Below are 25,154 nucleotides of genomic sequence, written 5' to 3' on the forward strand. Positions count from 1 at the left end.
GGAGGCAGCAGTGCTCACCGTCACCGGCGCGTTCGACGACGGCGCGACCTACACCGTCAAGGTCACCGGTCAGGCCGATCGACCGGTGATCGGGTCGTACCGGGCCGCGGCCCTCGTCGCACTCCACCTGAGCGGAAGCGTCGCCCTGTCGCCCACCGGCCCCACCGTCACGGTCGCCGGGGACGACGACGCCTCCGTCCTCGCGGTGCTGCGGCAGTACACCACCGTCGTGGAGGAGACCGGGCCCGTGCCGAAACTCACCCGCCCGGTAGAGCGGTAATCGCCGGCTTGCACAATTGTGCAAGAACGATCTTGATCAGGGGTGGGGCGTCGGCGGCGGGCGACACAAGCCGCGCCGGCGCCCATCCTCCGCCCCGTGACCAGATACGGATTCGCCATCAAGGCCCTCCCTCAGGGCGGCAAGCCCTTCGTGGAGGAAGACGACGACAACGACGAGACCGACGAGGCCGCGGGCGCCGAAGGCGCGCCCTTCACTGACGGGCCCGGAGACGACCTGCCCGAGGACCCGAGCGCCGCACCAGCCGCCTCCGCGAACGAAACCACGACCGAGGAACCGGCGGCGCCACCGACCCCGGACGCTGCGCCAGAAGAAGACGGGCAAGACCCGGATGCCGCACCAGCGCCCGACGACTCCCGCCCCTGGGCCGGGGACATGTACAGCGAGGGTGACGAGACCGCGCCCGACGACGCCTTCTCCGCGTACGCCGGTGTCGACGGGGAACAGGCTTGGCTCGACCGGGCCCCCGACGGCACACTGACCGGGTGGGTCCGGGACTCCACGGACCAGGTGTGGCGGTATACGGACCCCGAAGCGTGGGCGGCCGACGTGGACGGGGCGCAGATGACTCGGACGCACGGCCCCGAGGGCAGCGACGCCCAGACGGCACCGAAGAGCGGAAGCGATCCGGGCCCGGGCGATGAGCGCGGCGTCCAGAACTCCATGTTCGCGAGCCAGTAGGAGGACGGAAGTGCAGTTCGATCGCCAAACTGCCCTGAACCGAATCGGCGAGGGCAAGGCCGCGTTCCGTGAGGGTGATCCCTTCAACGCCTGCCCGTACAACATGTACGGCGACCGCGAAGAGCTGTTCGGGTACCACTACTGGACCAGGGGATGGGGGACGGCGCGGGCCGAAGCCGAGGCACGGCCCCGGCCAGAGCAGCCCAGCGCAGGACAGTAGCCCCGCGCTGACGGCACGGTGCCCGGCGGCCCACTGTCCACCGCCGGAGGTTCCCCGCCGTGCCGAGCGCTGCTCCACCCACCAGATCGTCCCGTCCCCTCACCCAGCGAGGCACCAGCCGGGCAATCTACGCCGTGACCGGCGTCGTCGACGACGTAGACGACCTGATCATGCCGGGCGCCTTCGCCCGTACCCTCGCCACCCGACCCGTCAAAACCGTGTGGCACCACGGCTGGAAGGAGCCCGTCGGCGTCGTCCTCGACAGCGAGGAATGGCTCCCCGGGGACCCCCGCTTCGCGGGCATCCCCGACTGGCCCGCCGAGGCCGGCGCCTTCGTCGCCACCGTGCTCTACAACCTGCGCACCAGCCGGGGCCGCGATGCCTACGAGCAGGTCAAGCAGTGGCACGAGCACGAGCAGGCCGCGTTCTCCATCGGCTACCGCGTGCCCGACACGGCCGCCAGCAAGCGCGGCGACGGCGTCCGCGTTATCCACCACCTGGACCTCTTCGAGGTCTCGCCCGTCCTCCACGGCGCGCACCCTCTCACCCGCGCCCTGGAGGTCAAGTCCGCCACCGGCGGTGGCGAGGGCCTTGAGTACAAGACCACGCCGTCCCCCGTCGGGATCGACATCGTCGCCTTGGCGGAAGACGCGGACGTCAAGGTCGCCGGGTTGGCGGTCAAGGCCGCCGACACCGGCCGCGTCTTGATGCTCCAGCGCGCCCTCGACGACGAAGATCCCGCCGCCGGTACCTGGGAGATCCCCGGCGGGCACCTGGAGAAGGGCGAGGACGCCTTGAGCGCCGCGGTTCGCGAGTGGTCCGAGGAGACCGGGGCAACCCTGCCCCCTGCTGCCAGCGTCGTCGGCTCCTGGACCGCCCCGAACGGCATCTACCGCGGATACGTCGCCGTCACCCCCACCGAGGCAGACGTGCCGATCAACACCCCCCACGGCAGCCGCAGCATGCCCAACCCCGACGACCCCCGCGGCGACGCCACGGAAGTCACCGCCTGGTGGCCGATCGCGGTGCTCCCCACCATGCCCCTGCTGCGGCCGGAGTGCCGCGACACCCCGTGGGATCTCCTGGCCGGTGCGTCCCTCCCGCAGGGCCCGGCAACCGTGCAGACCAGCCCCGCCGTTCCCCGGCCGGATGCCGCCGGCACCGGCACGCCTGAGGAGAAGTCGGCCCACGCCGCCGTTCAGGCCGCCCGCGCGTTGCCCCGCGTCGAGCACAAGTCCGCCCGGTCCATGGTCGCCGAGGCCAAGAGCCGGCTCCCCGCCCCCCTGGAGGCCCCCGCCATGTCCAAGCCCCTACCGGAGTCGCAAGAGCAGTTCCGCGCCCGCCTCTCCGACAGCGTCCGAGAACTCCTCAGCCAGGACGGCAACGCCTGGACGTGCATCGAAGGCACCTACCCGAAGCACGTCATCGTCTCCGTGCACACGGAAGAGGACCGGCGCAGCAGCAACTACTCCATCCCGTACGCGGTCACGGCCGACGGGAGCATCACGCTGGACACGCCGCAGCCCGTCGAGCTGGCCACCATCGTCGTCCCCGAAGGAACCACCGGCCACAGGGAGGCCACCGTCGACGAGGACGTTGACGCCCGCGTCGTTCAGCCCACCGTCGGCGCGTTGGACGACGCCACCGCCCGGGTCACCCACTCCACCGCGGCCCCAGAACAGCTTGAGGGTGTCCGCGACAAGGTCCGCAGCCTGATCGCAGCCCTCTCCGCCAAGGGGCTCGACGTCGACGAGGACGAACCCCCGCCCGTCGGCTCCACGCTCGGGCTGGACCTGTGGGACGACACCGACGACGACGCGAGCGAGGACGACGGGGAAGCGGACGGGGACGCTGACACCGCGCCGGCACCGGAGCGGGAAGAGGACACGGTCCGCCTCGACCCCGACGAGGTGAAGACCCTCCTGGCCGGAATACGGAGCTGAGTCGCACCCCCGAGACTTCTCGACCACACCCACAACGACCACTCGAGAAACGGAAAACAGCAGGTCAAACCCTGCGCACTGCCCTGGTTGCCCGTACGGGACAGGCAGCGCGCGACGTTAACCCCCCTCTCCTCCTTCCATACGCCTCGCGTTGAGGCGTCCCGGTGCTGGCCGGGCGAGCGACGCACGTCAACCGCCCCCAGCACCCAGGGAGAAGACCCCCAATGCCCAACAGCCGCATCAAGGAGCTGCAAACCGCGCTCCAGGCGAAGTCCGCCGAGGCCGAGCGCATCAGCCAGACCTTCAAGGTCGAGGACGGCGGCCAGTTCGTCGTCTCCCCCGAGCAGGCCAAGGAGTTCCGGAAGGTCTCCGGCGAGGCGCAGGAGATCAAGGCCCTCCTCGACGCCGAGCAGGGCATGGCCGAGATCAAGCAGTACCTCTCCGAGCCGGAGACCCCGCCCGCCGCAGCCGTGCACCACGGACAGCGCCCCCCGGGCATCGAGGAGAAGTCCCTCGGTGACCTCTTCGTCGAGTCCTCGTCCTTCCAGCAGGCCACGGAAGCCGGGTTCCGCGACAGGCCCTACATCCGGGCCGACATCGAGGGGAAGTCGATCTTCAGCCTGTCCGCCGGCACCGTGACCCACCAGGTCCTCGGCTCCGCGCAGAACCTCGGCATCGCCGAGCGCCCGTTCCGCAAGTTCCACATCCGGGACCTCTTCCCGAAGTCCAGGACCAAGCACGCGGTGCTCTACGGCGCCCGCGAGACCGGCTGGACCAACAACGCCCGCCAGGTCAAGGAAAGGTACGCCGCGGACGGCACCTCCCCGCCCACCGGCGCCGACACCGACACCTGGGGCCGCGCCCCGCGGTCGAAGCTCACGCTGACGCCCGTGATGTATCCGGTCGCAGAGGTAGCCCACCTCCTGGACGCGCACAAGAACATCCTCGCCGACGAACCGCGCCTCAAGACCTTCATCAACACTCGAATGGTGGAAGGCGTCAAGTACGCGGAGGACTGGGACCTCCTGCACTCCGTCGGCGACGGACAGTCCCTCACCGGCATCTACAACACCCCGGGCGTCCAGCAGTACACCGGCCTCGCGACCGACCAGTACAGCGTCCAGATCAGGCGCAGCATCACCAAGGCCCTGCTCGCCGAGTACGACCCGACCGGCATTGTCCTCAGCCCGACGATGTGGGAGCACGTCGAGGTCGAGGAGGACAAGAACGGCGCTTTCCGTGTCGCTATCGCCGTTGCCATCGGTGCCGAGAAGAAGGTGTGGCGGCTCAACGTCGTCGAGACGACCGCGATGTCCGACAACGACTTCCTCATCGGAGCGTTCGGTCTCGGTGCGCAGCTCCACGACCGCGAGTCCGTCTCCGTCACGGTCTCCTCGGAGAACGGGACCAATTACGAGCAGGGTTTGGTCACATTCCGCGCGGACGAGCGTCTAGCTCTCGAAATACCGCGACCGGAGAGCTTCGTCATCGGCAAGTGGACCACCCCGGCCCCCTGATCGGAGCCGGAGCGAACAGGGGTGCACCCGTGGGCTCGGGCGCACCCCTCCCACGCACCATCACGACGACGGAGGACCCGGTGATCGAGAAACTCACAGGTCTCGCGGCGGAGTTGGACGCCCTCACCAGCGTCCCCGCCGCCCCCCGAGGCCCCCGCTGTAGCGTCGGCGCCTTCCTGGACACGGCGGACGCCGACGTTGCCGCCTCCCTCAGTGCGGTACTGGACGCGGCCAGCGTGTCCGCTACCGCGATCGCGGAGGCTCTCAGCCGCTACGGCGGCCCGATGACGGCCTCCACCGTCAGCCGGCACCGGCGCCGCGGGAACCCCAACGGATGCCGGTGCGAGCGATGACCCTGCACAGCGACCTGGCGGCGCTCCTCGAGCCCGCTTCCCGCGGCCAGAGCGAAGCCACCCAGGCGGAACGCGCCTACCCGGCCGCGCCCCGCGGCTGGGAGTCCGGCGTGCGCTACGAGCCCGGCGGCACCATGGTGGTCACGGCCCCGCCCACGACCACGCCGCCCGCGGGGGAAGCCGACTGGCGCGCCCGCGTCGAGGAGATGGGCCTCGCCATCCCCGACGGCTTCCATGTCCGCCTCGTCGAGGCCAAGCACGACCCGGCCGCCTGGCACCGCGACCATCAAGGCGAAGACGCCGTCACCCGCCCGGTGTGGCGCTGCCGGTACGTCATCGAACCGGCAGCCCCCGCCTGGCTGTCCGCCGGCGACGTCGACGCCCTCGTACGCGACGCGATGCGCCGCCGCCGCAAGGCCCGCACGGTTGTCGACGCCGCGGAGCGGGCCCTGGTCGTGGTGTACGCCGACGCCCAGGCCGGGAAGGTGGGTCGCGACGGCGGCACCCCCGAGCTCATCGCCCGGATCGCTGACCGGTTCGACCGGCTCGACGACCACGTCCGGGACCTGAAGGCCGTCGGCCGGGCCCCGACCGTCGCCTACTGGGCCGACGCCGGCGACTGCGTGGAGGGCTTCGAGAACACGACGCAGCAGGCGTTCACCAACGACCTGACCCTGACCGAGATGGTCCGCGTCCACCGCCGCGTCACCTTCGAGGGCCTGGACCGCCTCGCCGGGAAGTTCGGCCGCGTCGTCGCCGCGACCTGCGGCTCCAACCACGGCCGCGTGCGCCGCGGCAAGGACGCTGTTGGGCCGCCCGTCGACGACTGGGGCATCGAAGTCATGTCCCAGATCGCCGACGCCTACGCCCACAACCAGGACGCCTACGGGCACGTGTCGTTCGTGATGCCGGAACGATGGCGGGACACCGTGAGCCTGGACGTCGCCGGGCGCATCGTGGGCCTGGCCCACGGCCACCAGTACCCGCGGCCGGACAAGGCCGGGGAATGGTGGCGCGGACAGACCTTCGGCCGCCAGCCCGTTGCCGACGCGGACATCCTGATCAGCGGCCACTTCCACCACTTCCGCGCCCAGCAGATGGGCAACGGCCGGCTCTGGATCCAGGCACCGACCCTCGACAACGGAAGCGACTGGTACGCCGCCCGCTCCGGCGAGGTCTCGACGTCGGGCCTGCTGGTGTTCAGCATCGGCCCGGACGGCTGGGACGACCTGCGGATCCTGTGAACGCGACGTAAGCAGACCCGGCCCCCCACGGTCCGAGCATGACGAAGACACGGTGGCTACTCACCCAAAACAGCGACATGCGAAGACAGGGCATCTGGAACTGGTCGATCCCCGCGTGGGCCGGCACCTTGCCCGACGGCCGGAACTACAACACCTGTCCCTCGGCCGGCATCTGCGCCCCCCTCTGCTACGCCCGGCAGGGCGCCTACCGGTTTCCCGGCGTCAAGGCGCGGCACGAGGCGAACCTGATGATGGTGCTCGACGACCTGCCCGGCTGGGAAGCCCAGATGACCGCCGAGCTCCAGCACAAGCGGTACCAGGACCGCTGGGTCCGCTGCCACGACTCCGGGGACTTCTTCTCGCGGGAGTACACCGAGGCGTGGATGCGGATCATGCGGTCTGCGCCGGGCTCCCGCTTCTATGCGTACACCAAGAGCGTGTCCTTGTTCCGGGAGGCCGTCGAACCGGACCCGCCCAAGAACTTCAAGTGGGTGTACTCCCTCGGGGGTAGGGAAGACCACCTGGTCGACGTGGCTATCGAGCGGCACGTCGACATCTTCCCCGACGAGGAGTCCTTGGCGGAGGCCGGCTACACGTCCCGAGGCGTGGAGGGGTGCCTGGTATCCGTGCTCGGCCCGCAGAAGGTCGGCATCGCAGCGAACAACATCCCGCATCTGAAGAAGAAGCAAGGGCCCCACCGCTGGAGCGAGTTGCAGGCCGCACAGGGCAAGCGACGCCGTGGCCCCGGCAAGCAGTTCAACAGCAGCCGCCCGTAGCCGCCGCAGCAGGAGCGCGCGACCCAAGCCCCCGCGGCTCCCCAAGCTGCTGCTGCAACCGACTCTTCGAGGAAGGACCACCACAACATGGGCATCTACACGGCAGACGGCACCCGAGTCACCAAGTCCGCCTTCCCGACGACCAGCGTCTCCGACCCGGAGCGGATCGTCACCCAGGACCTCTACAGCACCCGCCCGTACACCACCGAAGGAGACCGAAGGCCCGAAGGGTCGATCAAGACCCTCGCCTACAAGGCCGGCGCCGTTGTCCGCCAGTCCGAGATCGACAAGCTGTTCCCGCCCGCGACCATCGCCGCGGTGAGCCCGGTCACGGGGCCGGCGGCCGGCGGCACGGTCGTCACCATCACCGGCACCAACCTGGACGGAGTGTCCGCGGTGAACTTCGGCGCGACGCCGGGCACAGCCCTGACCATCCTTTCCGCCAAGAAGCTGACCGTCACCGCGCCGGCCGGCGCTGCCGGAGCGAAGGACGTCGTCCTCGTCGACGACGCCGGCAACGTCACGAAGACCGGCGGCTTCACCTACGCCTGATCCACACGGCGCGGCGGGCCCTCCCCGCGGAGGGCCCGCCCCTGCTCGTGGCAGGAGGCGACACAAGCACCGCCCGGCGTACAGGCTGCGCGCTGACCGGACCAACACCCCGACAGGGAGCCACCCATGGCAGGCACCACCCGCACCCGCAAGACGGCAGCCTCCAAGGCCGCTGACGCCACCACCGACGCCACCACAACCGCCCCCGAGAGCCACAGCGCCACAGCCGGCACCGGCGAGGAGCCGATGCCCGCCGCCGACACCACCTCGCCCCCGGCACCCGACGCCGCCCCGCTTGAGCCGCCGGCCGTGGAAGAACCGCCGGCACCGCCCGCGCCCGCACCGTACGCGACACCGACCGAGGTCATCCCCGACGACGAGAACCTCGCCGAGGTCATCATCGACGACGAGACCAACAAGCCCCCGACCGACGCGGAATCCGTCTTCGCCCCGCTCACCGAGTACGGATCCCTCCTCGTGTGCGGCGTGCGCCTGGTCGAGCGGACGTTCCTCGGACCGCACCGCAACCCCGTCCACCGACTCCTGCAACCCAAGGGCGCCCACGTGTCCGAAGGCGTCGCCCAACGGATCCTGGAGCGGCTGCGGGCGCAGCAGGCCAAGGCGACCACGGAAGCCGATCAGTAGGGGGCCGGGGTGTACGACTACAAGCCCATGTACGGCGGGGCGTTCTACGACCCCGCGCCGGCAGGGGGACAGGTGACCAGCCTGTCCCTCTACTCGGATCCGGGGCGCACCACCCTGGTGACAGCGGCTGGCCCGGCCACGCGGCAGCGCGCCGGGGTGTACCGGTTCACGCTGCCCGACGTGCCGCCCGGCCGCTACTGGGCCACGGTCCTCTCCACCCCCAGCCAGGGAGCCCAGCCCGTTCAGGACAAGTCCGTACGCCTGGACCTGCCCCTCGGGCTTGGGCTCGTCACCTCCCCCGAGGCGGTCGCCAAGGAACTCGGCGTCCCGCTCCCCCTCACCGCCGAGCAGCGCGACGACCTGCTCACCGCCATCCGCACGGCACAGGCCGACGTCGTGGCCTACCTCGGACAGCCCGTGGTCCCCCAACTCGTCACCCGAACCGCTCTCACCCCCCGCTGGGGCCGCGGTGAGCAGCTTGAGGACGTCGACGCGTGGCCGTTCGAGACGGACGACCTGGTCCAGGTCGCCGCCTACCGGGCCCGGCCAGATGGCACCTACGACGTCGACTTCCTCATCGGTCTCGACGGAGCAGCCATCGAGCCCGTGGTCCGGTACGTCACCACCCACGCTGCGGAGTCCGAGCGGAACCGGCCCGGTGGCGTGGGCGCCCAGGGCCGCCGCGTGTCTTCCGTCAGCGCGGAGGGGCAGTCGATCTCCTATGAGTCCGAGCCGACCGCCGGCCAAGCGGGAGCGCTGCCCGCCCTGGACGGCCTGTCCCGCTGGAAGCGGCGCCTCTTCCAGCCTCTGACCCGGCCCGCCCGCCCGCCGTGGCCGTACTCCTCCAGCCGTAGCCGGCGCCGTTGACGAAAGGGGCCGCTCGCTGTGGCTGTTGTGCTGCCGAACGCCATGCTCACCGTGTACGTGCTCGCCCACCCCTGGGCGCGCGACGCGAACGGCGTTCCCGTACCACCGAACCCGGGCCAGAAGCCGACCCCGCGCGGGACCTGGCCCGGGGCCGTCCTGGAGCAGCCCGACGGGTCATGGACCGTGCGGCTCGACCCGCAGGCATGGCCGGTCAAGGAAGGCGACACCGTCTCCGACGGCGCCGGCCGGTCCTGGACGCTCACCAGCAGCCGCTTGCACGCCGTGCCCGGCTGCCCGGACGTCGACTACGTCCAGGGCGCCGCCACCCTCAACCCTCCCGAGGTCCCGTAGATGGCGAAGGCCAAGTTCACTCCGGCGCGCGGCCTTGAGGAGCAGCTCGCGCGCATGCTGGCGCCCGCCGTGCAGCGCATCGCGCGCCAAGTCGAGATCGAGGCCAAGCGCTTCGCCCCGCCCACCAAGCGGTGGGTGACCGTCGGCGACGACCGTGTCCGGCCCACCCACGTGGAGGCCAACGGACAGGAAATCCCGGAGAACCTGCGCTTCAAGCTCGACTCCATGCAGTGGGACATCGAGCACCGCGGCGTCGGCGCCCACACCTACATGCTGAAGCCGGGCGACAGATCCTCCCGCGCTGTCGCCAACCTCAAGAACTGCCGCTGCTCCGCGCACAAGGACCCGCAGGGCATCGCCCGGCACATCAACACCGGGCCGCCGGTCGTCGCCGGGAAGCGGGTGACGGTCACCGTCTCCGTGCAGGCGCCGCTGGTCGTCGAAGCCGAAGTCGGCACTGTCTACCCCGGCAACCTCCGCGCCGACGGCACCTTCTTCATGTCCCGCGCTGCCGCCGCAGTCGCGGCCCGCCGCTGACGACGCGACACAAGCCGCCGCGCCCCCCACAGTGCCGGTCATGGCTACCAACACCACCAAGAAGACCAGCACCCCCGCGGCGGAAGAGCCGACCGACTCCGGCCCCGTGACCTTCCCCGCCCCGGCGGAGCGCTCCGCGGCGCAGCCGGTGGGCCCCGCGCTCCGCCCCCACATCGCCCCGGTGACCGTACGACTCGCTCACCACCTGACGATCGACGGCACCAACTACGCGCCGGGGACCGAGCTCCTGGTCTCCCAGGACTACGCCGACAGCCTGCGCATCCAGGGCTACACCACCTGATGAGCGAACCGACGCTGGCGGACGCGGATCCGGTCTCCGTACTCCTCGCCTGGCTGCAACAGCACCTGGTGGTCGCCGACGCACTCGGCGGCCCCGGCCGAGTGTCCGGGATCTTGGAGGCGCCCTGGCCTCACCTCCGCATCGACCACGGACCCGGCGGCGACCTGCGGGACCTGCGCTGGGCCATCGCGCCGGAGGTGACGCTGGAGGCGTACGGCGACCCGGGCGGCTGGCCGGGCAAAGCGGAACTCCGACGGATCCTGCTGCGCTGCGCCCTGGCCGCCCAGGAACTTGTGGAGGCGCCCCACGTCCCCGGGCGACCGGTCGTCAGCGGCATCATGCCGTCCGGCCTGCTGCTGTGGAGTCCCCTCGTCGACGGCCAGCCCCGGTGGGTCATGAACCTGTCCGTCACCCTCCACCCGTGACGACGCGACGCTAACCGTCCCTGTCCTCCACGGTGTCCGCGCCCCAGTACCGGACATCAAGGAGAGGCCCGCCATGGCCGGCGAGAACAACAGCAATCAGATCCTCATCCCTCAGCTCACCCGCGCGTGGCTGGCCCCCGTCGGAACCGTGGCTCCCGCAGACGCCACCACGCCCATGCCTGAGGGCTGGTACACGGTCGGCTTGTTCACCGATGACAGCTTGAAGTTCAACTCGGAACCCAACTTCGAGGAAGTCCGTTCCGCGCAGTCCTACCACCCGACCCGCATCTTCCAGACGTCCGACGCCTCGACCATCGAGGTCGACCTACAGCAGTGGTCCGGCCGGAACTTCAAGGCCGTGTACGGCGGCGGCAGCATCACCACCGTCACGGCGCCCGGCGGCGGCGCGCAGCAGTACCGGTTTGCCCCGCCCCGTATCGGTGGCCGCTCGGAGATCGCCGCGTGCCTGGAGGTCATCGACGGGGGCAAGCACTACCGCTACGTCATCCCCCGCGCCATGCAGATGGAGGGCGTCTCCAAGGACCTTGCCAAGACCCAGTCGAGCTTGCTGCCGCTGCGTCTGGCCGTCCAGGGAGGCGACGACACAGACGCTTGGTACGTCCTCACCGACGACCCGGCGTTCCAGCCTCCGGCCCCGACGATCACCACGGTGACGCCGTCGACCGGGCCGGCCGCGGGCGGCACCGCCGTGACGATCGCCGGTACCAACCTGCTCGGCGTCACCGCCGTGAACTTCGGCAGCACACCGGGCACCGGCCTGACCCTCATGACCGACACCGGACTGTCGGTCATCACCCCGGCCGGGACGACCGGAGCCAAGGACGTCGTGCTCGTCTCCGCGGGCGGCAACGTCACCAAGACCGGCGGCTTCACCTACGCCTGATCGGGCCCGTGGGCCGCCCCAGCGGACGGGCGGCCCACGCCACGCGACACAAGCTCCGCAGCTCTGCCACCTTCCCCCTCCGCCACACCAGGCACCCAGCTACCCGAGAGGCACACCCACCATGTCCACCTACGCCATCGACCTGACGGAGACGGACCCCGCTGCCCGCGAGGTGCAGTACCCGCACGGCATCGCCGTACGGGTCTCCGCCGACCTCGACCTGTACTTCCCGGCGGAGCTCCCGGCCGACGCCCTCCGCCCCCTCCTCGCTCCGGAACTCGGCCTGGTGGCGCTGCTCGGCGACATCCTCGACGCGGCCAACGCCAGCGACAGCGACGCCGGGATCAACGACATCATCAAGGCCATCTTCCGACGGCCCACGCTGCCGCTCCAGTTCATGGACGCCGTCGAGGAGACCTACTCCAAGCTGCTCGACGAGGACAACTTCGCGGCCTTCATCGCCTCCCGGCCCTCCGTCCCCCTGTACATCAGGCTGACGACCAGCCTCGCCAAGATTTACGGGGTTGAGCTGGGAAAGCTCTTTCGGTCGGACGACTCCTCCACGAACGCTGGGGCGACGTCGAATCCGACCTCTCCCGCTTCCACCACATCGACGCCCGGCGTGCCTGGCTTCGTCCCGGACAACCCGGATTCCTCGGACTTCGACGGCTGATCTCCCTGATCGACGGCCTACCCGACGACTCCCGGGTCCGCTCCGCCCCCCTCGGGGGCTGGACCAGGGCCTGCGAGCTCATGGCGCTGGCCGTCGAGGAGATCGGGCTCCTCGCCGCCGATCGGCGACGTGAAGAGCCAACGACCATCGTCCGCCCGACGCGCTCCGGCACCGCGCCGCAACCGCGGACACCCCGCACAGGCGGCCACCGCCAGATGCTCAACGCCGCCATGCAGAGAGGAATGATCCGCAGTGGGTGAGGGCCTGCAAGCCGGCCGACTTGATGTGCCGGTCATCGCCGACCTTGCAGGCTTCGCCGCGAAGCTCCGCACGGAAGTCGAGACGGCCGCAGAGGGCCTGGCCGCCAAGATCAAGGTGGAAATCGACGCCAAGGGCCTGCGGCGGCGGCTGAAGAACGTCGTCAAGGAGGCGTCCAAGGGCGTCTCCGCAAAGATCAAAGTCGAGATCGACGACGAGCGGTTCCGCAGCGGACTCGCTGCTCTTCAGCGTCGTGTCGATGCTGCCAACCTCCGGCTTCCTGTCCGCGCGGACGGCGACGGCAACCGCAGCAGTCTCCTCGGCAGTCTTCAGGGCCTGATCGCCGGCGCCCAGGGCGAGGCCAACCGGAACCCGGTCAACGTCCCGGTGCAACTCCGGTTGCCCGGCCGCGGACGTGGCCTGCGGATGCTCGGCATCGGCGCGATCGTCGCCCTCGCACAGCCCGCGGTCGCCCTCATCGGCCAGTACGCCGCCGGCTTGACCGCCCTCGTCTCCGCAGCAGCGCCCGCCGTCGGTGTCCTGGGCGCGATCCCCGGGCTGATCGCCGCGGGAGGCACCGCGGCGATCGGGACGCGGGTCGCGTTCAGCGGCTTCGGCGAGGCGCTGAAGCAGTCCGCCGCAGCGCAGCAGATGCTCGCCACGGAAGGGAAGCTGACCGAGGCGCAGCAGAAGAAGCTGAAGGAGGCGTTGGACAAGCTGTCGCCGTCGGCCCGCAAGGTGGTCGAGTCGGTGACGTCGCTGGACGGGGCGTGGAGCAAGGTCCGCAAGTCGGTCAGCGAAAGGTTCTTCTCCAAGGTCGCTGACGACGTCAAGCCACTGGCGAAGTCCGTTCTCCCGCTCCTGGAGAGCGCTCTCGGGGACTCCGCCGCCCAGATGGGCAGCCTCGCGGAGCGCGGCGCCAAGGCGATGCAGACCGGCCCGTTCCGTAAGGACTTCAAGACGGTCGCGTCGACGAACTCGCGCGTCGTCGGGCACATGGCGGACGGTCTGGCCAACCTCGGCGCGGCGACGGGCGACTTCCTCGTGGCCAGCGGCCCGTTCGTCGAGCGCGTCGCCCGCGGCGGGGAACGGCTGACGCAGTGGGTGCGGGCCTCCGTGAAGGCCGGTCGGGAGACAGGGAGCCTCGCCAGGTTCCTTGAACACGCCGGCGACAAAGCAGCCCAGCTCGGACGGGCCAGCGGCAGCGCCATCCGTGGTCTCGGCGGCATCGGCCGCGCCGCGATGGACACCGGGAACGCCCTCCTCAACGGCCTCGAGGGCAGCATGCTGCGGTTCGAGCGCTGGGCGAACTCCGGCCGCGGGCAGAAGGCGATGAAGCAGTTCTTCTCCGACGCCGCGCCCGCGTTCCACGAGGTCAACCTCCTTTTCGGGGACCTGATGCGGGGGCTTGGGCGGGCGATGAAGGACGGCGGGATCACCGATCTGGTCCGGCAGATCAGGGTCGAGCTGATGCCCGCCCTCGGCACGTTCTTCAACGCGCTCGGGCAATCCGTCGGTCCCGCAGTTATCTCCGTGATCTCGAACATCGCTACGGCGATCGGGAGCGTGGCGGAGGCCGGCTCCGGGCTCGCCGTGGTCATGATGGCTTTCAACGGCTTCTTGCACGCCTTCAACGCGATCATGTCCGTGGTGCCCGGGGCGAACATGGCCCTGGCCACCTTCCTCGGAGTGCTGCTCGCCCTCAAGGTCATCGGTGCCGTCGCCGGCTTGGTCCGCGGGTTCGGCACCTCGGTCGCTGCTGCTGGCACGTCGGCGCGCAACCTGGGCTCCACGATGACGGGCTCGCTCGGGCCCGGGGTGCTGGGGCCGCAGGCGACGCTGTGGCAGCGGATGGGGGGCGCGTACCGTACCGCGGCGCAGGAGGGGAACCGGTTCACGGGCGCCATGCGTGGGATGGGCGCCGCGAACCGGACCGCGATGACCGCGATCGGCGGCATCACCTCCGCGCTCGGCGGGCCCCTCGGCGTCGCCCTCATCGGCGTCACGATCGGGCTCGGCCTACTCGCCTCGCGGCAGGAGAAGGCCGCCCGTGCCACCCAGGCGCATCAGCAGCGCGTGCGGTCCCTCACCGACGCGCTCACCGCGTCGGGCGGCGCGATCGACGCCAACGTTCGGGCGCAGGCCGCGCAGCTCCTCCAGGACACGAAGCTGGCGGACGGCAAGGGGAAGCTCGTCGACGCGGTCCGTGCTGCCGGTATCGGGCTCGGCGACCTCACGAACTCCTACCTCGGGCAGGGCAAGTCCCTTGAACAGCTGCAGCAGGAACTCCAGGAGACCGCCGACGCGCACCAGGTGTGGCTCACCACCGGCAAGGGCGCGGTGCAGACGTGGGACGAGGAAGGCCGCGCCGCGATCCGCGCCAAGGAAGCCATCAGCACGGTCAGAGGCGAACTGGAGAAGAGCCAGAAGAAGCACAAGGAACTCTCCGACGCCATCAACAACTCCGGTACCACCGGCACCACCGCGTACGACCGGCTCCAGTCCGCCGTGCAGGGCTTCAGCGACAAGACGAAGTCCGCGGACGAGCGGGTCGACTCCCTCAAGCGGGCGCTGGACGCCCTGCACGGCAACACCCAGAGCCTTCACGCCGCCCAGTCCCAGCTCAACGCGGTGATGCTCCAGATCGACGACACCATGAAGTCGAACACCGACAAGGCCAACGGGTGGGGTGAGGCCCTGGTCGCGTCCAACGGGCTCGTGGACACGTCCACCCGGAACGGGCAGGCGCTGAACAGCCAGCTCATGGAGCTACGGGACTCCATGTTGGCGGTCGCCACGCGCGCCCAGGAGTCCGCGGAGCAGAACCTCATGCCCATGTCCGAGGCGCTGAAGACGAGCGAGACGGCCATGGAGCAGGCGCGGGCGAAGGCGATCGCGCTCGCCAGGGACCTCGGGATCCCCGCGCCCGCGGCGAAGGCCCTGGCGGATCAGATGGGGCTCATCCCGAGCACCGTCACCACCCTCATCACCGCGCAGGGCATCCCCGCGGCCACGGCCGAGATCCTCGGCCTCCAGGGCAAGCTCGCCGGCATCCAGCCGGGCAAGAAGATCACGATCACGGCGCCCACCGCGGACGCGCGGCAGCAGATCGAAGCGCTCGGGTTCAAGGTCCAGACCATCCCCGGTAGCAAGAACGTCACGATCACCGCGCCCACGAGCGGCGCCCGGGTCAACATCGCCGCGCTGGCCACCGACATCGCCAACGCGCCGAACAAAAAGAACGTCACCGTGCAGGCGATCATCAAGCAGGCCGCGGGCGACCTCCAGAGCGTGCAGAACCAGGTCGTGGGCCTGCCGAAGGGCAAGTCGATCGACATCAAGGCCCCGACCGCGACCGCGCAGGCCGCCCTGAAGGACCTCGGGTACAAGATCGAGACCGTGGACGGGAAGGGCGGCAAGACGGTCCGGATCACCGCCCCGAATCGCGAACCCATCGCCCAGGTACAGGCGATCCAAGGGGAGATCAACCGTCTCACCGGCAAGACCGTCACCGTCACCGTCCGATACACAACGACGGGAAGGCCGTACGTCGAGCCGAAGGCCAACGGCGGCGTCGTGAAGTTCGCCGACGGCGGTGTCATGAAGTTCGCCGACGGCGGCATCCACCGCATGGCCGGCCGCGTGAAGGCGTTCGCCAACGGCGCGGAGCAGCACATCGCACAGGTGGCCAAGGCGGGCGAGATGCGACTGTGGGCCGAGCCGGAAACCGCGCCCGGAGAGGCGTACATCCCGCTCGCGCCGAAGAAGCGGAAGCGGTCGGCGGCGATCCTCGACTGGGTGGCCCGCTACTTCGGCGGGACCGTCGTGTACCCGGAGCGGGCCCTGGGCCAGTTCACGAACGGCGCCGGGTCCCTCAGCCGCGGCGCCGCCGGCGCCCGCACGCGGCCGGCCGCCCCATCGGCGGCCCGTACGGCGCTCGTCGGCGGGGACCTGAACCTGACCATGACCGCCGCGCCCATGCGGCCGGCGGAGGCGCTCGGCGAGACCCTGTTCGAGCTGCGCCGGATCAACCAAGGAGGCGCACATGCCGGTGGGTGAGGGCGAGTGGAACCTGTCGTACTCGGCCAACGGGATCCACCCGGGCGCGGACTTCACGTTCGGCAGCATCCGGAGCGGCTACTACCTGCTGGAGCCGCCCGACATCGTCTACGGCGACACCGACACCGGGGACGTGGCCATGCCCCGGGAGGACGGCACCCGGTTCGGGCAGGACTGGAAGGGCGGGGCGGGCATCACGTTCGAAGTCGGCGTCGACGCTGTCGATGCCGCGCCGACCGCTGCTGGCCGCCACGACGCGAACCTCGACGCGGTCTCGGCGATGGTGCAGGCGTGGGACGCCGAAGCCGTCCGCCGCCGCTTCGGCACCCCGGCCGTCCTGCGCACCGTGCAGGGAGGTCGGGCCCGCCGCTTCTACGGCCGGCCCCGCAAGTGCGCGCCGGCGGCCAGCGTGTTGACCCGGCAGGGTTACACCCCGGTCGTGGCGAGCTTCGCGTGCGTGGACGACACCGCGTACGACGACGTCGAGCAGGCTCTGCGGGTCGACATGGTCCCCGCGCCGCGGCGGGGGCTCGTCGGGCCGCTGACGAGCCCGCTGACGATGGTCGGCGCCGGGGCCAGCAAGGTGCCCGGGGACGTGATCGTGCGCGGGACGAAGCCGACGTGGCCGGTGATCACGTTCCACGGTCCGGTCGTCAGGCCGGCGTGCGAGGTCATCGGGAAGTGGCGGCTCACCCTGGATGTCACGCTCGCCCCCGGAGAGCGGCTCGTCGTCGACCCCCGCCCGTGGGCGCGGACCGTGCTCCGCGGCGGCGCGAGCGTGGCCGGGAAGATCACCCGGGACTCGCCCCTGCTGGAGGGCCTGCGGCTCCCCGTCGGTCCGCAGAGCTTCGTGTTCCGCGGGACGGACCCGACGGGCAGCGCGTACATGACCGTCGCCTGGCGCGACGCCTACGCGTACCTGTAGGGCCGGGGGCGACGTAAGGCGCGCCCGCGGGGCACAGTCCGCCGCTGAACGCCAATCAGCTCAGCGGAGGGACAAGCTATGCCGTGGGATTCCGTGCCGTGGTTCACCGAGGGCGGCGCCGAGCACAGCTCGGAACTGGCGCGTGTGCTCGCCTACTCGGCGTTCGGCGGCCATGAGGGCACCATCGGGTCCGCCGATCTTCAGGTGCAGGCGCTCGCCTCGCCGGCCGCGTCCATCCAGGTCATGCCGGGGGCCTGCGCGATCCTCAACCGGGCCCCGGGCGCCACCTACCAGGCGTACACCGCACGCCTTCCCACCCTGGACACGATCGCGATCCCCGGCACCAGCACGAGCGCGCGCAGCGACCTGATCGTGGCCCGGATCGAGAACCCTTACTCGTACGGGGAGACGTGGCCGACCCCCTCGGATCCGAAGACCGGACCGTACATCTACACGCGGGTGATCTCCGGGGTTCCGGCCACCACCACCAGCGTCCGCCAGATCAACCCGAGCCAGTCGGCGATCACGCTCGCCCGCATCGACATCCCGGCGAACACCTCCTCGATCACGCAGGGCATGATCAAAGACCTCCGGGAGATGGCGAACCCCCGCCGGCAGCGCCAGGTCCGGTACATGCACGGCCTGCGCACCGGCGGCGACCAGGTCGGCGACATCAAGCACCCGACGTGGGAAGAATTCCCGCAGGGCTGCAACTGGCCGATCGAGATCCCGCCGTGGGCCACGCACGCCACGATCATCGCCCACTGGGCCGGCCTCGCCCAGGTGAACCCCGCGAACTCCTACGGCTTCCTGCGCGCCCGCCTCGGGGCCCAGGCGACGCCGCTCACCAACTTCGACTGCGACTGGGCCGGGACGGCGCAGCGCTTCACTTTCATCGGCGGAGGCGCGATCAGCATCCCGGAGCAGATCCGCGGCACGGTGCAGAACGGGGTGCTGGAGGGCAGCGGCCGGCCCGGCTACACGGGGACCCTGCTCGCGGACGCCGGCTCCACCATGTTCTTCGACGTCGAGTTCGTCGAGGCGCCCCGTGAGGACACGTTCTGATGGCGGTGGGTTGGCGCTTCATCGCGGTGGGCGCGCTGGACGGCGAGATCTTGGACTGGGAGGTGCCGCTCACGCTGTCGTCGAACCCGCGCCGGGACCTGTCCGGGCCCGGGGCGATGAACGGCACGATCGAGCCCGAGTACTCCCGCCTGCGCGGGCCGGATGGGCGGCCGATCATCCAGGAGTGGGGCACCAAGCTGTTCCTGGAGGTCGCCGGGCACCTGCGGTGGGGCGGCATCGTCACGAAGACGGCGTACGACGGGCCGAAGGCGTCCATCCAGTGCGAGGGGCTGAGCGCGTACGCGCACGGCACTCCGTACGACGGGCACATGATCTCCGGGGCGCTCATCACCCCGCCCGACCCGTACGCCGGCAAGGACAAGAACCACGACGGCTACATCGACGGCAGCAAGCCGAAGCAGAAGGTGCCGCCCCCACCGAAGCCGTACACCGGGCCCCGCATCGACACCTACGACGCGTTCCGCAACATCTGGGACCGCATTCAGAACCGGCCCTACGGCAACATCGGCCTGCGCATCGACAGCCACCACCTGGGCCACGTGCTCGGCGCGAAGAACGGCTCCGATCCGTGGGAGTTGGCCTGGTGGAACAACCCCGACTGCGGGCAGGCCATCGACCAACTCGCGCGGGACATCCCGTTCGACTGGATCGAGACCCACGCCTGGGCAGGGTCGGGCAACGCGATCGACAGCCGGATCGTCCTCGGGAAGCCGCGGATCGGCCGGAAGCGGGACGACCTGCGGTTCGCGGACGGCGAGAACATCTCCGCCATCGCCCGCCCGGAGGGCATGGGCGATGAGTACGCGAACGAGCTCCGGATCCTGGGCAAGGGCGAAGGCCGGAAGATGGCCCGCCACCAGGTCCACCGGTACGAGCGGGGGCGCCTGCGCCGCGTCGCGACGGTCACCGACAAGTCCCTGACGGGGGTCGTGGCGCTGAGGAGCCGCGCGACGAGGGAACTGCTGGGCCGCACCGGGGTCCTCCAGATCCCCCTGATCCAGGTCATCAACCACCCCAACGCCAAGTTCGGCTCCTGGCAGCTCGGCGACGACATCCGCGTCCAGGTGGACCTGCCGTGGGTGGGCAAGATCGACGTGTGGCACCGCATCGTCTCCGAGGAGATCTCCGCCGACGACACCTGCCTCCTCGGCCTGCGCCGGTCCGACAGCTTCGTGTACTGACGCCCCTGCGAAGGCCCGCGGGTAGCACGCGACGTTAGCGGGCCGCCGGGTTCACCATCCGCGGCCATGACGACCTTTCTCGATGACCGGCGCGAGCCGCGGAGGATCGCGGAGCTCCTGGCGGACTACGGCCGGCGCCTGAACGCGCTGGAACGCGAGACCCAGGCCGCGCACACGTCGATCGAGGGCGGGGCGCTGGACATCTACGACGAGGAGGGCAACCTCCGGGGCAGCGTCGGCGTGCAGCCGGACGGCGGTGTCGCCCTCGTCCCCGTCGGCACCGCGGCGCCCCCGACGCCGACGGCGCCCACGGTCGAACCGGTGCTCGCCGGGCTCCTCATCGGCTGGGACGGGCAGTGGGACGACTCGTACACCACCCCCAGCGACTTCTCCCTGATACAGGTCCACGTCGGCCCGAGCGTCGACTTCACCCCGACCGTGGCCACGCTCGCCGCCACGATCACCGCCCGGCTCGGCGGCACCGTCACCGTCGCCGTCGACGGCTACGCCGCGGTGTACGTGCGGCTGGTCGCGGCGAACACCGCGGCGATCGCCGGCCCGGCGTCGGCCGCGACTTCCGGCGTGCCGCGGCAGGCCGTCGGCCAGGACCTCATCGACGGCATCGTGACGGAGACGAAGCTCGCCGCGAGCGCCGTCACCGCCGCGAAGATCGCTCTCGGCGCCGTCGGGCCGACCGCGATCACGGACGGCGCGATCACCACGCCGAAGATCCTCGCCGGCGCGATCACCGCGGAGAAGATCGTCGGCCTGGCGGTCACCGCGGAGAAGATCGCGGCCCTGGCGGTCACCACGGACAAGCTGTCCGCGCTGTCGGTGACGGCGGACAAGCTGGCGGTCAACAGCGTGACCGCGTCCAAGATCGCCGCAGGGATCATCGACGCCACCCACATCAAGGCCGGCTCGCTCTCGGCCGATCGGCTCGCTCTCGGCACCGACGGCAACGTGATTGCCGACCCCTCCTTCGAGGGCGCCGGCTCCGATCAGCGCGTCGCCGGCAGCAGCTACTGGTCCATCGCCGCGCCGGGCAACGGCACCGCCCGCGCGCTCCAGGTCAACGCCGTGAACGGTACGGCCGTCACCCGGTCCATGACGCTGGCGACCCTGCCCGCGGTGCCCGGCCAGAAGGTGTGGCTGACCCTGGACTACCTCGCCTCCGCCGACTGGAACGGGGTCCGCATCAGCTTCTACGCCCAGTGGCTGGACGCGGCCGGCGCGATCCTCGGGTACAGCACGATCACCACCGGGGACAACCTGGCCGTGCGGGGGACGTGGACCACGCTCAGCGGCGCCCCCACCGCCGCGGCGCCCACCGGCACCGTGCAGCTCCGCGTCGCCTGCTCCACGGTCAACTCGTCCGCCGGCACTGTGCAGTACGACAACACCTCGTGCCGCATCGTCACCGCCTCCGGCATCGCCGGCGCCCGCGCCGAACTGTCGCCAGTGGGCCTCATGCTCTACGACGACGCCGGCGACGAAGCCGTGTCCCTCGTCACGGGCCGCCCCAACTACCTGACCCTGTCCACGGACGGCGTGCCCGTGGCCACCATCGACCAGGAGGGCGGCGCGCACTTCCAGACCCTGACCGTCGCCGACTCGCTCTCCGTCGGCGGGACGGCCCTGGCGGGGCACCTGAACGAACTGCCGCGCGGCCTGCTCGCCATCGGCTACCAGTCCAGCAGCGTCTCCAACGCTGCCGGCGCCGACATGGGCTTCGTCGAACTCGGCTTCGTCGCCGAGGTCGGCCGCATGTACCGCACCGTCTTCGACTGCTACGCGTCCCCGAGCCTGGCCGGCGGCGAAGTCCAGTTGACCCTGCGCGACGGCGGGGCGAGCGCCCCCCTGATCTCGTCCACCCAGGTCCAGTCGGCGATCTACCCCATGCCGGGCGCCGGGGCGCTGCGCGTCCGGCTTGAGGACGTCCGCAGCGGCGAGCGCTGGGGCGCGGGCCAGCACCGCATGCTCCTCACCTTCAAGAACGCCGGCGGGCCGTCCGGGCAGACCGTGCGCCTCTTCGGCGGCGCGAGCCACCGCGGAGCCCTGTACGTGGAGGACATCGGGCCCGTCGTCCCCGAGACCGGCGCGTACAACACCGGCGGCGGCGCGACCACGCCTCCGGTGCAGAAGTACACCCGCACGTACGCCGCCGCGTGGTCCGGCTCCTACGCCAACCGCGGCTCCTACAACAGCCACTTCGGCAACAGGTGCTTCCAGGGCTACTACAGCAGCACCAACGGCACGCAGGCCGCCATGATCGGCTTCCCCGCGGCGCTCGGCACTGACCTGTCCGGCGCCACCATCCTCAAGGCCGAGGTGTACCTGTACTTCGAGCACTGGCACGCGAATGCCGGCGGCCGGGCCGTCATCAAGGCGCACAGGGCCACCTCCCGCCCCGCCACGTTCGCCGCGGACTCCGAGTCGCAGTCGATCTCGTGGAAACGCAACGAGGGCAAATGGGTTGATATCACACCTGTTTTCGATTCCACGTCGTGGCGGGGGATCGCGCTCGACCCCAACAGCACCAGCTCCACGTACTACGGCATCGCCCGAGGCGTCGGACAGACCAACCCCCCGCAGCTCCGCGTCACCTACACCAAGTAAGGACCCTCATGCCCCTCGTGCCCGCCATCCCGCTCAGCTCCATGTACGCGCTCGCCGTTCACGGGCCGTTCGTCGCCCGCGTCCGGATCGCCTCGACCTGCGTTGCTCGGCAGGTCCTCATGGAGGACCCCTCCACTCCCGGCCACCCCCTGCGCGCCAGCCTCGCCCGCTCCGTACTCAACCCGGCAGACCTCACCGCCTCCGCCAGCGCGGGACTCACCCCGGTCATCGCCACCGCGGACACCATCGTCACGGCCGCCGCGGGTGCCGTCAGCCAGCAGCCCGAGGCCCTGAACGCGGCGGTCACCGACGCCCAGATCCTCACCGCCGTCCGGGACGCCTGGAACATCACCGCCGGCGTCCCGCGCGATCTGCTGCCCCCTCCGATCTGACCGAGACGCAAGCCGTGCGGCCGTGCACAGTACGGCCTGCGGGGAGCCGCAGGCCACAACTGTGCCTCGGCTCCCGCGCACCCCAACCTGAACGACCGACGACCAAGGAGACGCTCGTGCAGTGGCTCACCTCTCTGGCGCCCGTCCTCAGCCCGCTGTTCGGGATGACCGGCGTGCTGGGCGGGGCGTGGCTGGTGTACCGGGGGAACAAGCGCATGACCGACACCGACGCCCGGACCGCGGAGGCGAGCACGTTCGTGGCCTCCGTGCAGACGGTGACCGACGGGTTCGCGCAGCTCCTGGAGCAGTCCCGTGCGACGAACTCCCAGACCCTCGAGCGGGTCGCGACGCTGGAGAACAGGGTCGAGCGCCTCGAGGAGGAGCAGCGGCAGTGGCGCCGCTGGAAGGTGGCGGCGGTCGCCTACATCCACCAGCTCCGCGCCCTGGTCGCCAAGCTGTACGAGCGGCCCGTTCCGGCGCCGCCCCGGGAGATCGCGGAAGACCTCGACGACCCCACCCCCTGAACCCGCGACGCAAGGCCCCGCCACCCTCCACAGTCCTGCCCGTCGCACAACCTCCTACGAAGGGCAGGACCTCCGTGTCAGCAACCCTCGAATCCCTCTCGACCGGCGCCCAGGTGGGCGCCCTGCTGCCGCTCCTCACCGCGGTCGTGCAGAAGCCCGCGTGGTCGGCGAAGTACAAGAAGGGCGTGGCGGTCGTGGCCGCGCTCATCGCCGGCGTCGTCGCCGTAGCGGCCGACGGCGGCTGGACCCAGTTCCAGCACGGACAGCTCACGGCCGCGACCCTCCTCGGTGTCCTGGCGGCCTCGCAGACGAGCTACGACCTCCTCTGGAAGCCGAGCAAGCTCGCCCCGATGATCGAGTCCATGACGACCAGGACGAAGGCCCCGCGGACCGAGTAGGCGCCGCGGCGCCCGCTCGCCTCCGGGCGGCGGGTACCATCGGCATTCGAGGTGGCCGTACCGCTACCGCGACAACAGCGTTGAGATAGCCGTCAGGTGTTTGGGTTATTGGACCGCCATTGGTGTTCCCTTCCCCAGGGGTGCCTGACATCAGTGCATCGAGACCACCTGGTGCGTGTAGAGCACTGGGGGCCGGGGAGCGGTTGCTCTTGCGATGAACCGGCACACGCTATCGCGGAGGTGCGGCCACCTCTTGCTGTCCCAGCACGACACGGATCTTCGGCCCGAGAGCAGCGGGCCCCACCCGAAAGCGGAGGAGCAGACTGCATGGCGCAAGCGCAGGAGGTCGAGGCGGAGGTCGAGCGCCTGTTGGGTATGTCTGCCGACGGTCTGAAGAACGCGGTCGTCGAATACGTCACCGGCGGGTCCAAGACGGGCGCCCCGCGTGCCGTCCAAGGCGCGGCGCTGGCCTCGCCCCGTATGGCTCCGCGAACCCTCGACGCGCTGGAGCTGGCCATCAAGCACATTCGCAGCTTCATGCCTCTTCGCGGCGGCGAGACCAAGACCGAGCAGAATGCCCGCATCGCTCCGTTGCGGACCGCCCTCCAAGCGGCGATGCCCCCGTACCAGGATGTCGTCGACGACCTTGCCCATGAGGAAGCCAAGCTGCTCGCGGCGCTCGACAAGGAGGCGTTCACCCGCCGGTGGGCTGCGGTCGTCCTCGATGAGCCGGTCGTTGGGCCGGTGTCGCGACGGGTGGAGACTCTCGCCTTCCGGTCACCGAAAGTAGCGCGCCGGGCCAACGCGGTCTGTGCCTTGATGATGCAGGAGCCGGCCCGGTTCCTGCCGGCGCCCGCGGCCGGCGAGAGCCGCAAGGCCCATGATTCCCGGGTTGCCGGGTTCCTTGAACGGGTCCAGGCGGAAGCTGCTTTCCTGCGGTACGCCATCCAGTACGCCGATGCGCGCCTTGGGCGGATGCCGCTCGAGCCCAACGTCCGGCTGCGCGCGCTCAAGCTTCTCGGCGAGCAGCACCCCGAAGAGTTCTCCCGCCTCCGGAGCCAGGTCCGTGAGGAACTGGCAGAGAAGAAGAGGCAGGCGCGCCGGGAAGCGCGCGAGGCCGCCCGCGCCGCGCGGCAGAGCGCGCCGTAGGGGCGCGCGGTACGGGAGGAGGGCGCGCCTGCGGGCGCGCCCTTCGTCGTATCTGGGCGCGCCCCGGTCGGCGCGGTAGGTGTACCGAAGGCGCGCGCTCGACCGCGGCTCGTGCCGCGCCGCGCGCCCCTCGGCCGCATGGTCGAGAGCGCGCGGAACCCTCTGCGCTCCTTCCTCCTGGAGCTCGATTCGCCTTGAGCTGAGAGGCGCGCCCATGGGGCTTGACGGGGCGCGCCATGGCGAATTCGCAGGTCACAGGGCGCGCGCCAGTGGGGC

The 25,154-nt window shown here is 70.7% G+C and carries 26 protein-coding genes; all 26 read left to right on the forward strand.

Going from position 1 to position 25,154, the window contains the following annotated elements:
* The first annotated feature begins 10 nt into the window (after positions 1-10).
* The 26 genes from ABZ842_RS27185 (at position 11) to ABZ842_RS27310 (ending at position 24,878) form a co-directional block, all read left to right on the forward strand.
* Complete coding sequence (locus ABZ842_RS27185) at positions 11-280, forward strand: hypothetical protein (RefSeq protein WP_361541973.1); 270 nt, start codon at positions 11-13, stop codon at positions 278-280.
* A 96-nt stretch (positions 281-376) separates the two neighbouring features.
* On the forward strand, positions 377-979 hold the full coding sequence (locus ABZ842_RS27190) for a hypothetical protein (protein ID WP_361541975.1): 603 nt from the start codon (positions 377-379) through the stop codon (positions 977-979).
* A gap of 10 nt (positions 980-989) precedes the next feature.
* Entirely contained in the window at positions 990-1,199 is a 210-nt protein-coding gene (locus tag ABZ842_RS27195; RefSeq protein ID WP_361541978.1) for a hypothetical protein, read from the forward strand.
* Positions 1,200-1,333: 134 nt separating this feature from the next.
* The gene (locus ABZ842_RS27200; protein WP_361541981.1) at positions 1,334-3,142 is read left to right on the forward strand and encodes an NUDIX domain-containing protein; all 1,809 of its coding nucleotides are present in this window, start codon (positions 1,334-1,336) and stop codon (positions 3,140-3,142) included.
* Positions 3,143-3,366: 224 nt separating this feature from the next.
* Positions 3,367-4,659 (forward strand): phage major capsid protein, encoded by a 1,293-nt coding sequence (locus tag ABZ842_RS27205; protein WP_361541984.1) that lies wholly within the window; start codon positions 3,367-3,369, stop codon positions 4,657-4,659.
* A gap of 80 nt (positions 4,660-4,739) precedes the next feature.
* Positions 4,740-5,012, forward strand: a complete 273-nt coding sequence (locus tag ABZ842_RS27210) for a hypothetical protein (protein WP_361541987.1) — start codon at positions 4,740-4,742, stop codon at positions 5,010-5,012.
* Positions 5,009-6,256 (forward strand): hypothetical protein, encoded by a 1,248-nt coding sequence (locus ABZ842_RS27215; protein WP_361541990.1) that lies wholly within the window; start codon positions 5,009-5,011, stop codon positions 6,254-6,256. The genes ABZ842_RS27210 and ABZ842_RS27215 overlap by 4 nt, the downstream gene beginning before the upstream one ends.
* 38 nt (positions 6,257-6,294) lie before the next feature.
* Positions 6,295-7,032 carry a hypothetical protein gene (locus tag ABZ842_RS27220; protein WP_361541993.1) on the forward strand — a complete coding sequence of 246 codons (738 nt, stop codon included), beginning with the start codon at positions 6,295-6,297 and terminating at the stop codon, positions 7,030-7,032.
* A gap of 87 nt (positions 7,033-7,119) precedes the next feature.
* Positions 7,120-7,584 carry an IPT/TIG domain-containing protein gene (locus ABZ842_RS27225; RefSeq protein WP_361541995.1) on the forward strand — a complete coding sequence of 155 codons (465 nt, stop codon included), beginning with the start codon at positions 7,120-7,122 and terminating at the stop codon, positions 7,582-7,584.
* 126 nt (positions 7,585-7,710) lie between these two features.
* Positions 7,711-8,229 (forward strand): hypothetical protein, encoded by a 519-nt coding sequence (locus tag ABZ842_RS27230; protein WP_361541998.1) that lies wholly within the window; start codon positions 7,711-7,713, stop codon positions 8,227-8,229.
* Between the two features lie 9 nt (positions 8,230-8,238).
* Positions 8,239-9,096 (forward strand): hypothetical protein, encoded by an 858-nt coding sequence (locus ABZ842_RS27235; RefSeq protein ID WP_361542001.1) that lies wholly within the window; start codon positions 8,239-8,241, stop codon positions 9,094-9,096.
* An 18-nt stretch (positions 9,097-9,114) separates the two neighbouring features.
* Entirely contained in the window at positions 9,115-9,447 is a 333-nt protein-coding gene (locus tag ABZ842_RS27240; RefSeq protein ID WP_361542003.1) for a hypothetical protein, read from the forward strand.
* A complete protein-coding gene (locus ABZ842_RS27245) occupies positions 9,448-9,984 on the forward strand; it encodes a hypothetical protein (protein WP_361542006.1) in 537 nt (178 codons plus the stop codon).
* 40 nt (positions 9,985-10,024) lie between these two features.
* Positions 10,025-10,285 carry a hypothetical protein gene (locus ABZ842_RS27250; protein ID WP_361542009.1) on the forward strand — a complete coding sequence of 87 codons (261 nt, stop codon included), beginning with the start codon at positions 10,025-10,027 and terminating at the stop codon, positions 10,283-10,285.
* On the forward strand, positions 10,285-10,710 hold the full coding sequence (locus ABZ842_RS27255; protein WP_361542012.1) for a hypothetical protein: 426 nt from the start codon (positions 10,285-10,287) through the stop codon (positions 10,708-10,710). The genes ABZ842_RS27250 and ABZ842_RS27255 overlap by 1 nt, the downstream gene beginning before the upstream one ends.
* A gap of 73 nt (positions 10,711-10,783) precedes the next feature.
* Positions 10,784-11,614, forward strand: coding sequence for an IPT/TIG domain-containing protein (locus tag ABZ842_RS27260; RefSeq protein WP_361542015.1), 831 nt, complete (start codon positions 10,784-10,786; stop codon positions 11,612-11,614).
* 121 nt (positions 11,615-11,735) lie between these two features.
* Positions 11,736-12,287: a hypothetical protein gene (locus ABZ842_RS27265; RefSeq protein WP_361542017.1), complete on the forward strand. Its 552-nt coding sequence runs from the start codon at positions 11,736-11,738 to the stop codon at positions 12,285-12,287.
* Positions 12,288-12,539: 252 nt separating this feature from the next.
* Positions 12,540-16,604 carry a hypothetical protein gene (locus ABZ842_RS27270; protein WP_361542020.1) on the forward strand — a complete coding sequence of 1,355 codons (4,065 nt, stop codon included), beginning with the start codon at positions 12,540-12,542 and terminating at the stop codon, positions 16,602-16,604.
* Entirely contained in the window at positions 16,591-17,529 is a 939-nt protein-coding gene (locus tag ABZ842_RS27275; RefSeq protein ID WP_361542023.1) for a hypothetical protein, read from the forward strand. Before ABZ842_RS27270 ends, ABZ842_RS27275 begins: the two co-directional genes overlap by 14 nt.
* A gap of 78 nt (positions 17,530-17,607) precedes the next feature.
* Positions 17,608-18,594, forward strand: coding sequence for a hypothetical protein (locus ABZ842_RS27280; RefSeq protein WP_361542026.1), 987 nt, complete (start codon positions 17,608-17,610; stop codon positions 18,592-18,594).
* A complete protein-coding gene (locus ABZ842_RS27285) occupies positions 18,594-19,796 on the forward strand; it encodes a hypothetical protein (protein WP_361542029.1) in 1,203 nt (400 codons plus the stop codon). The genes ABZ842_RS27280 and ABZ842_RS27285 overlap by 1 nt, the downstream gene beginning before the upstream one ends.
* Before the next feature lie 66 nt (positions 19,797-19,862).
* A complete protein-coding gene (locus ABZ842_RS27290) occupies positions 19,863-22,415 on the forward strand; it encodes a hypothetical protein (protein WP_361542032.1) in 2,553 nt (850 codons plus the stop codon).
* A gap of 8 nt (positions 22,416-22,423) precedes the next feature.
* On the forward strand, positions 22,424-22,807 hold the full coding sequence (locus ABZ842_RS27295; RefSeq protein ID WP_361542035.1) for a hypothetical protein: 384 nt from the start codon (positions 22,424-22,426) through the stop codon (positions 22,805-22,807).
* Between the two features lie 116 nt (positions 22,808-22,923).
* Positions 22,924-23,331 (forward strand): hypothetical protein, encoded by a 408-nt coding sequence (locus ABZ842_RS27300; protein ID WP_361542038.1) that lies wholly within the window; start codon positions 22,924-22,926, stop codon positions 23,329-23,331.
* Positions 23,332-23,405: 74 nt separating this feature from the next.
* The gene (locus ABZ842_RS27305; protein WP_361542041.1) at positions 23,406-23,729 is read left to right on the forward strand and encodes a hypothetical protein; all 324 of its coding nucleotides are present in this window, start codon (positions 23,406-23,408) and stop codon (positions 23,727-23,729) included.
* A 327-nt stretch (positions 23,730-24,056) separates the two neighbouring features.
* A complete protein-coding gene (locus tag ABZ842_RS27310) occupies positions 24,057-24,878 on the forward strand; it encodes a hypothetical protein (RefSeq protein ID WP_361542044.1) in 822 nt (273 codons plus the stop codon).
* Positions 24,879-25,154: the final 276 nt, after the last annotated feature.

The organism is Streptomyces sp. NPDC047315 (genome assembly GCF_040643215.1).
Taxonomy (GTDB): domain Bacteria; phylum Actinomycetota; class Actinomycetes; order Streptomycetales; family Streptomycetaceae; genus Streptomyces.

What these genes read in the sequence shown, in the direction of transcription:
- ABZ842_RS27265 (WP_361542017.1), top strand. Translation starts at nt 11,736, where the DNA reads ATGTCCACCTACGCCATCGACCTGACGGAGACGGACCCCGCTGCCCGC.
- ABZ842_RS27260 (WP_361542015.1), top strand. Translation starts at nt 10,784, where the DNA reads ATGGCCGGCGAGAACAACAGCAATCAGATCCTCATCCCTCAGCTCACC.
- ABZ842_RS27215 (WP_361541990.1), top strand. Translation starts at nt 5,009, where the DNA reads ATGACCCTGCACAGCGACCTGGCGGCGCTCCTCGAGCCCGCTTCCCGC.
- ABZ842_RS27310 (WP_361542044.1), top strand. Translation starts at nt 24,057, where the DNA reads ATGGCGCAAGCGCAGGAGGTCGAGGCGGAGGTCGAGCGCCTGTTGGGT.
- ABZ842_RS27220 (WP_361541993.1), top strand. Translation starts at nt 6,295, where the DNA reads ATGACGAAGACACGGTGGCTACTCACCCAAAACAGCGACATGCGAAGA.
- ABZ842_RS27255 (WP_361542012.1), top strand. Translation starts at nt 10,285, where the DNA reads ATGAGCGAACCGACGCTGGCGGACGCGGATCCGGTCTCCGTACTCCTC.
- ABZ842_RS27205 (WP_361541984.1), top strand. Translation starts at nt 3,367, where the DNA reads ATGCCCAACAGCCGCATCAAGGAGCTGCAAACCGCGCTCCAGGCGAAG.
- ABZ842_RS27225 (WP_361541995.1), top strand. Translation starts at nt 7,120, where the DNA reads ATGGGCATCTACACGGCAGACGGCACCCGAGTCACCAAGTCCGCCTTC.
- ABZ842_RS27245 (WP_361542006.1), top strand. Translation starts at nt 9,448, where the DNA reads ATGGCGAAGGCCAAGTTCACTCCGGCGCGCGGCCTTGAGGAGCAGCTC.
- ABZ842_RS27290 (WP_361542032.1), top strand. Translation starts at nt 19,863, where the DNA reads ATGACGACCTTTCTCGATGACCGGCGCGAGCCGCGGAGGATCGCGGAG.
- ABZ842_RS27295 (WP_361542035.1), top strand. Translation starts at nt 22,424, where the DNA reads ATGCCCCTCGTGCCCGCCATCCCGCTCAGCTCCATGTACGCGCTCGCC.
- ABZ842_RS27250 (WP_361542009.1), top strand. Translation starts at nt 10,025, where the DNA reads ATGGCTACCAACACCACCAAGAAGACCAGCACCCCCGCGGCGGAAGAG.
- ABZ842_RS27275 (WP_361542023.1), top strand. Translation starts at nt 16,591, where the DNA reads ATGCCGGTGGGTGAGGGCGAGTGGAACCTGTCGTACTCGGCCAACGGG.
- ABZ842_RS27280 (WP_361542026.1), top strand. Translation starts at nt 17,608, where the DNA reads ATGCCGTGGGATTCCGTGCCGTGGTTCACCGAGGGCGGCGCCGAGCAC.
- ABZ842_RS27230 (WP_361541998.1), top strand. Translation starts at nt 7,711, where the DNA reads ATGGCAGGCACCACCCGCACCCGCAAGACGGCAGCCTCCAAGGCCGCT.
- ABZ842_RS27285 (WP_361542029.1), top strand. Translation starts at nt 18,594, where the DNA reads ATGGCGGTGGGTTGGCGCTTCATCGCGGTGGGCGCGCTGGACGGCGAG.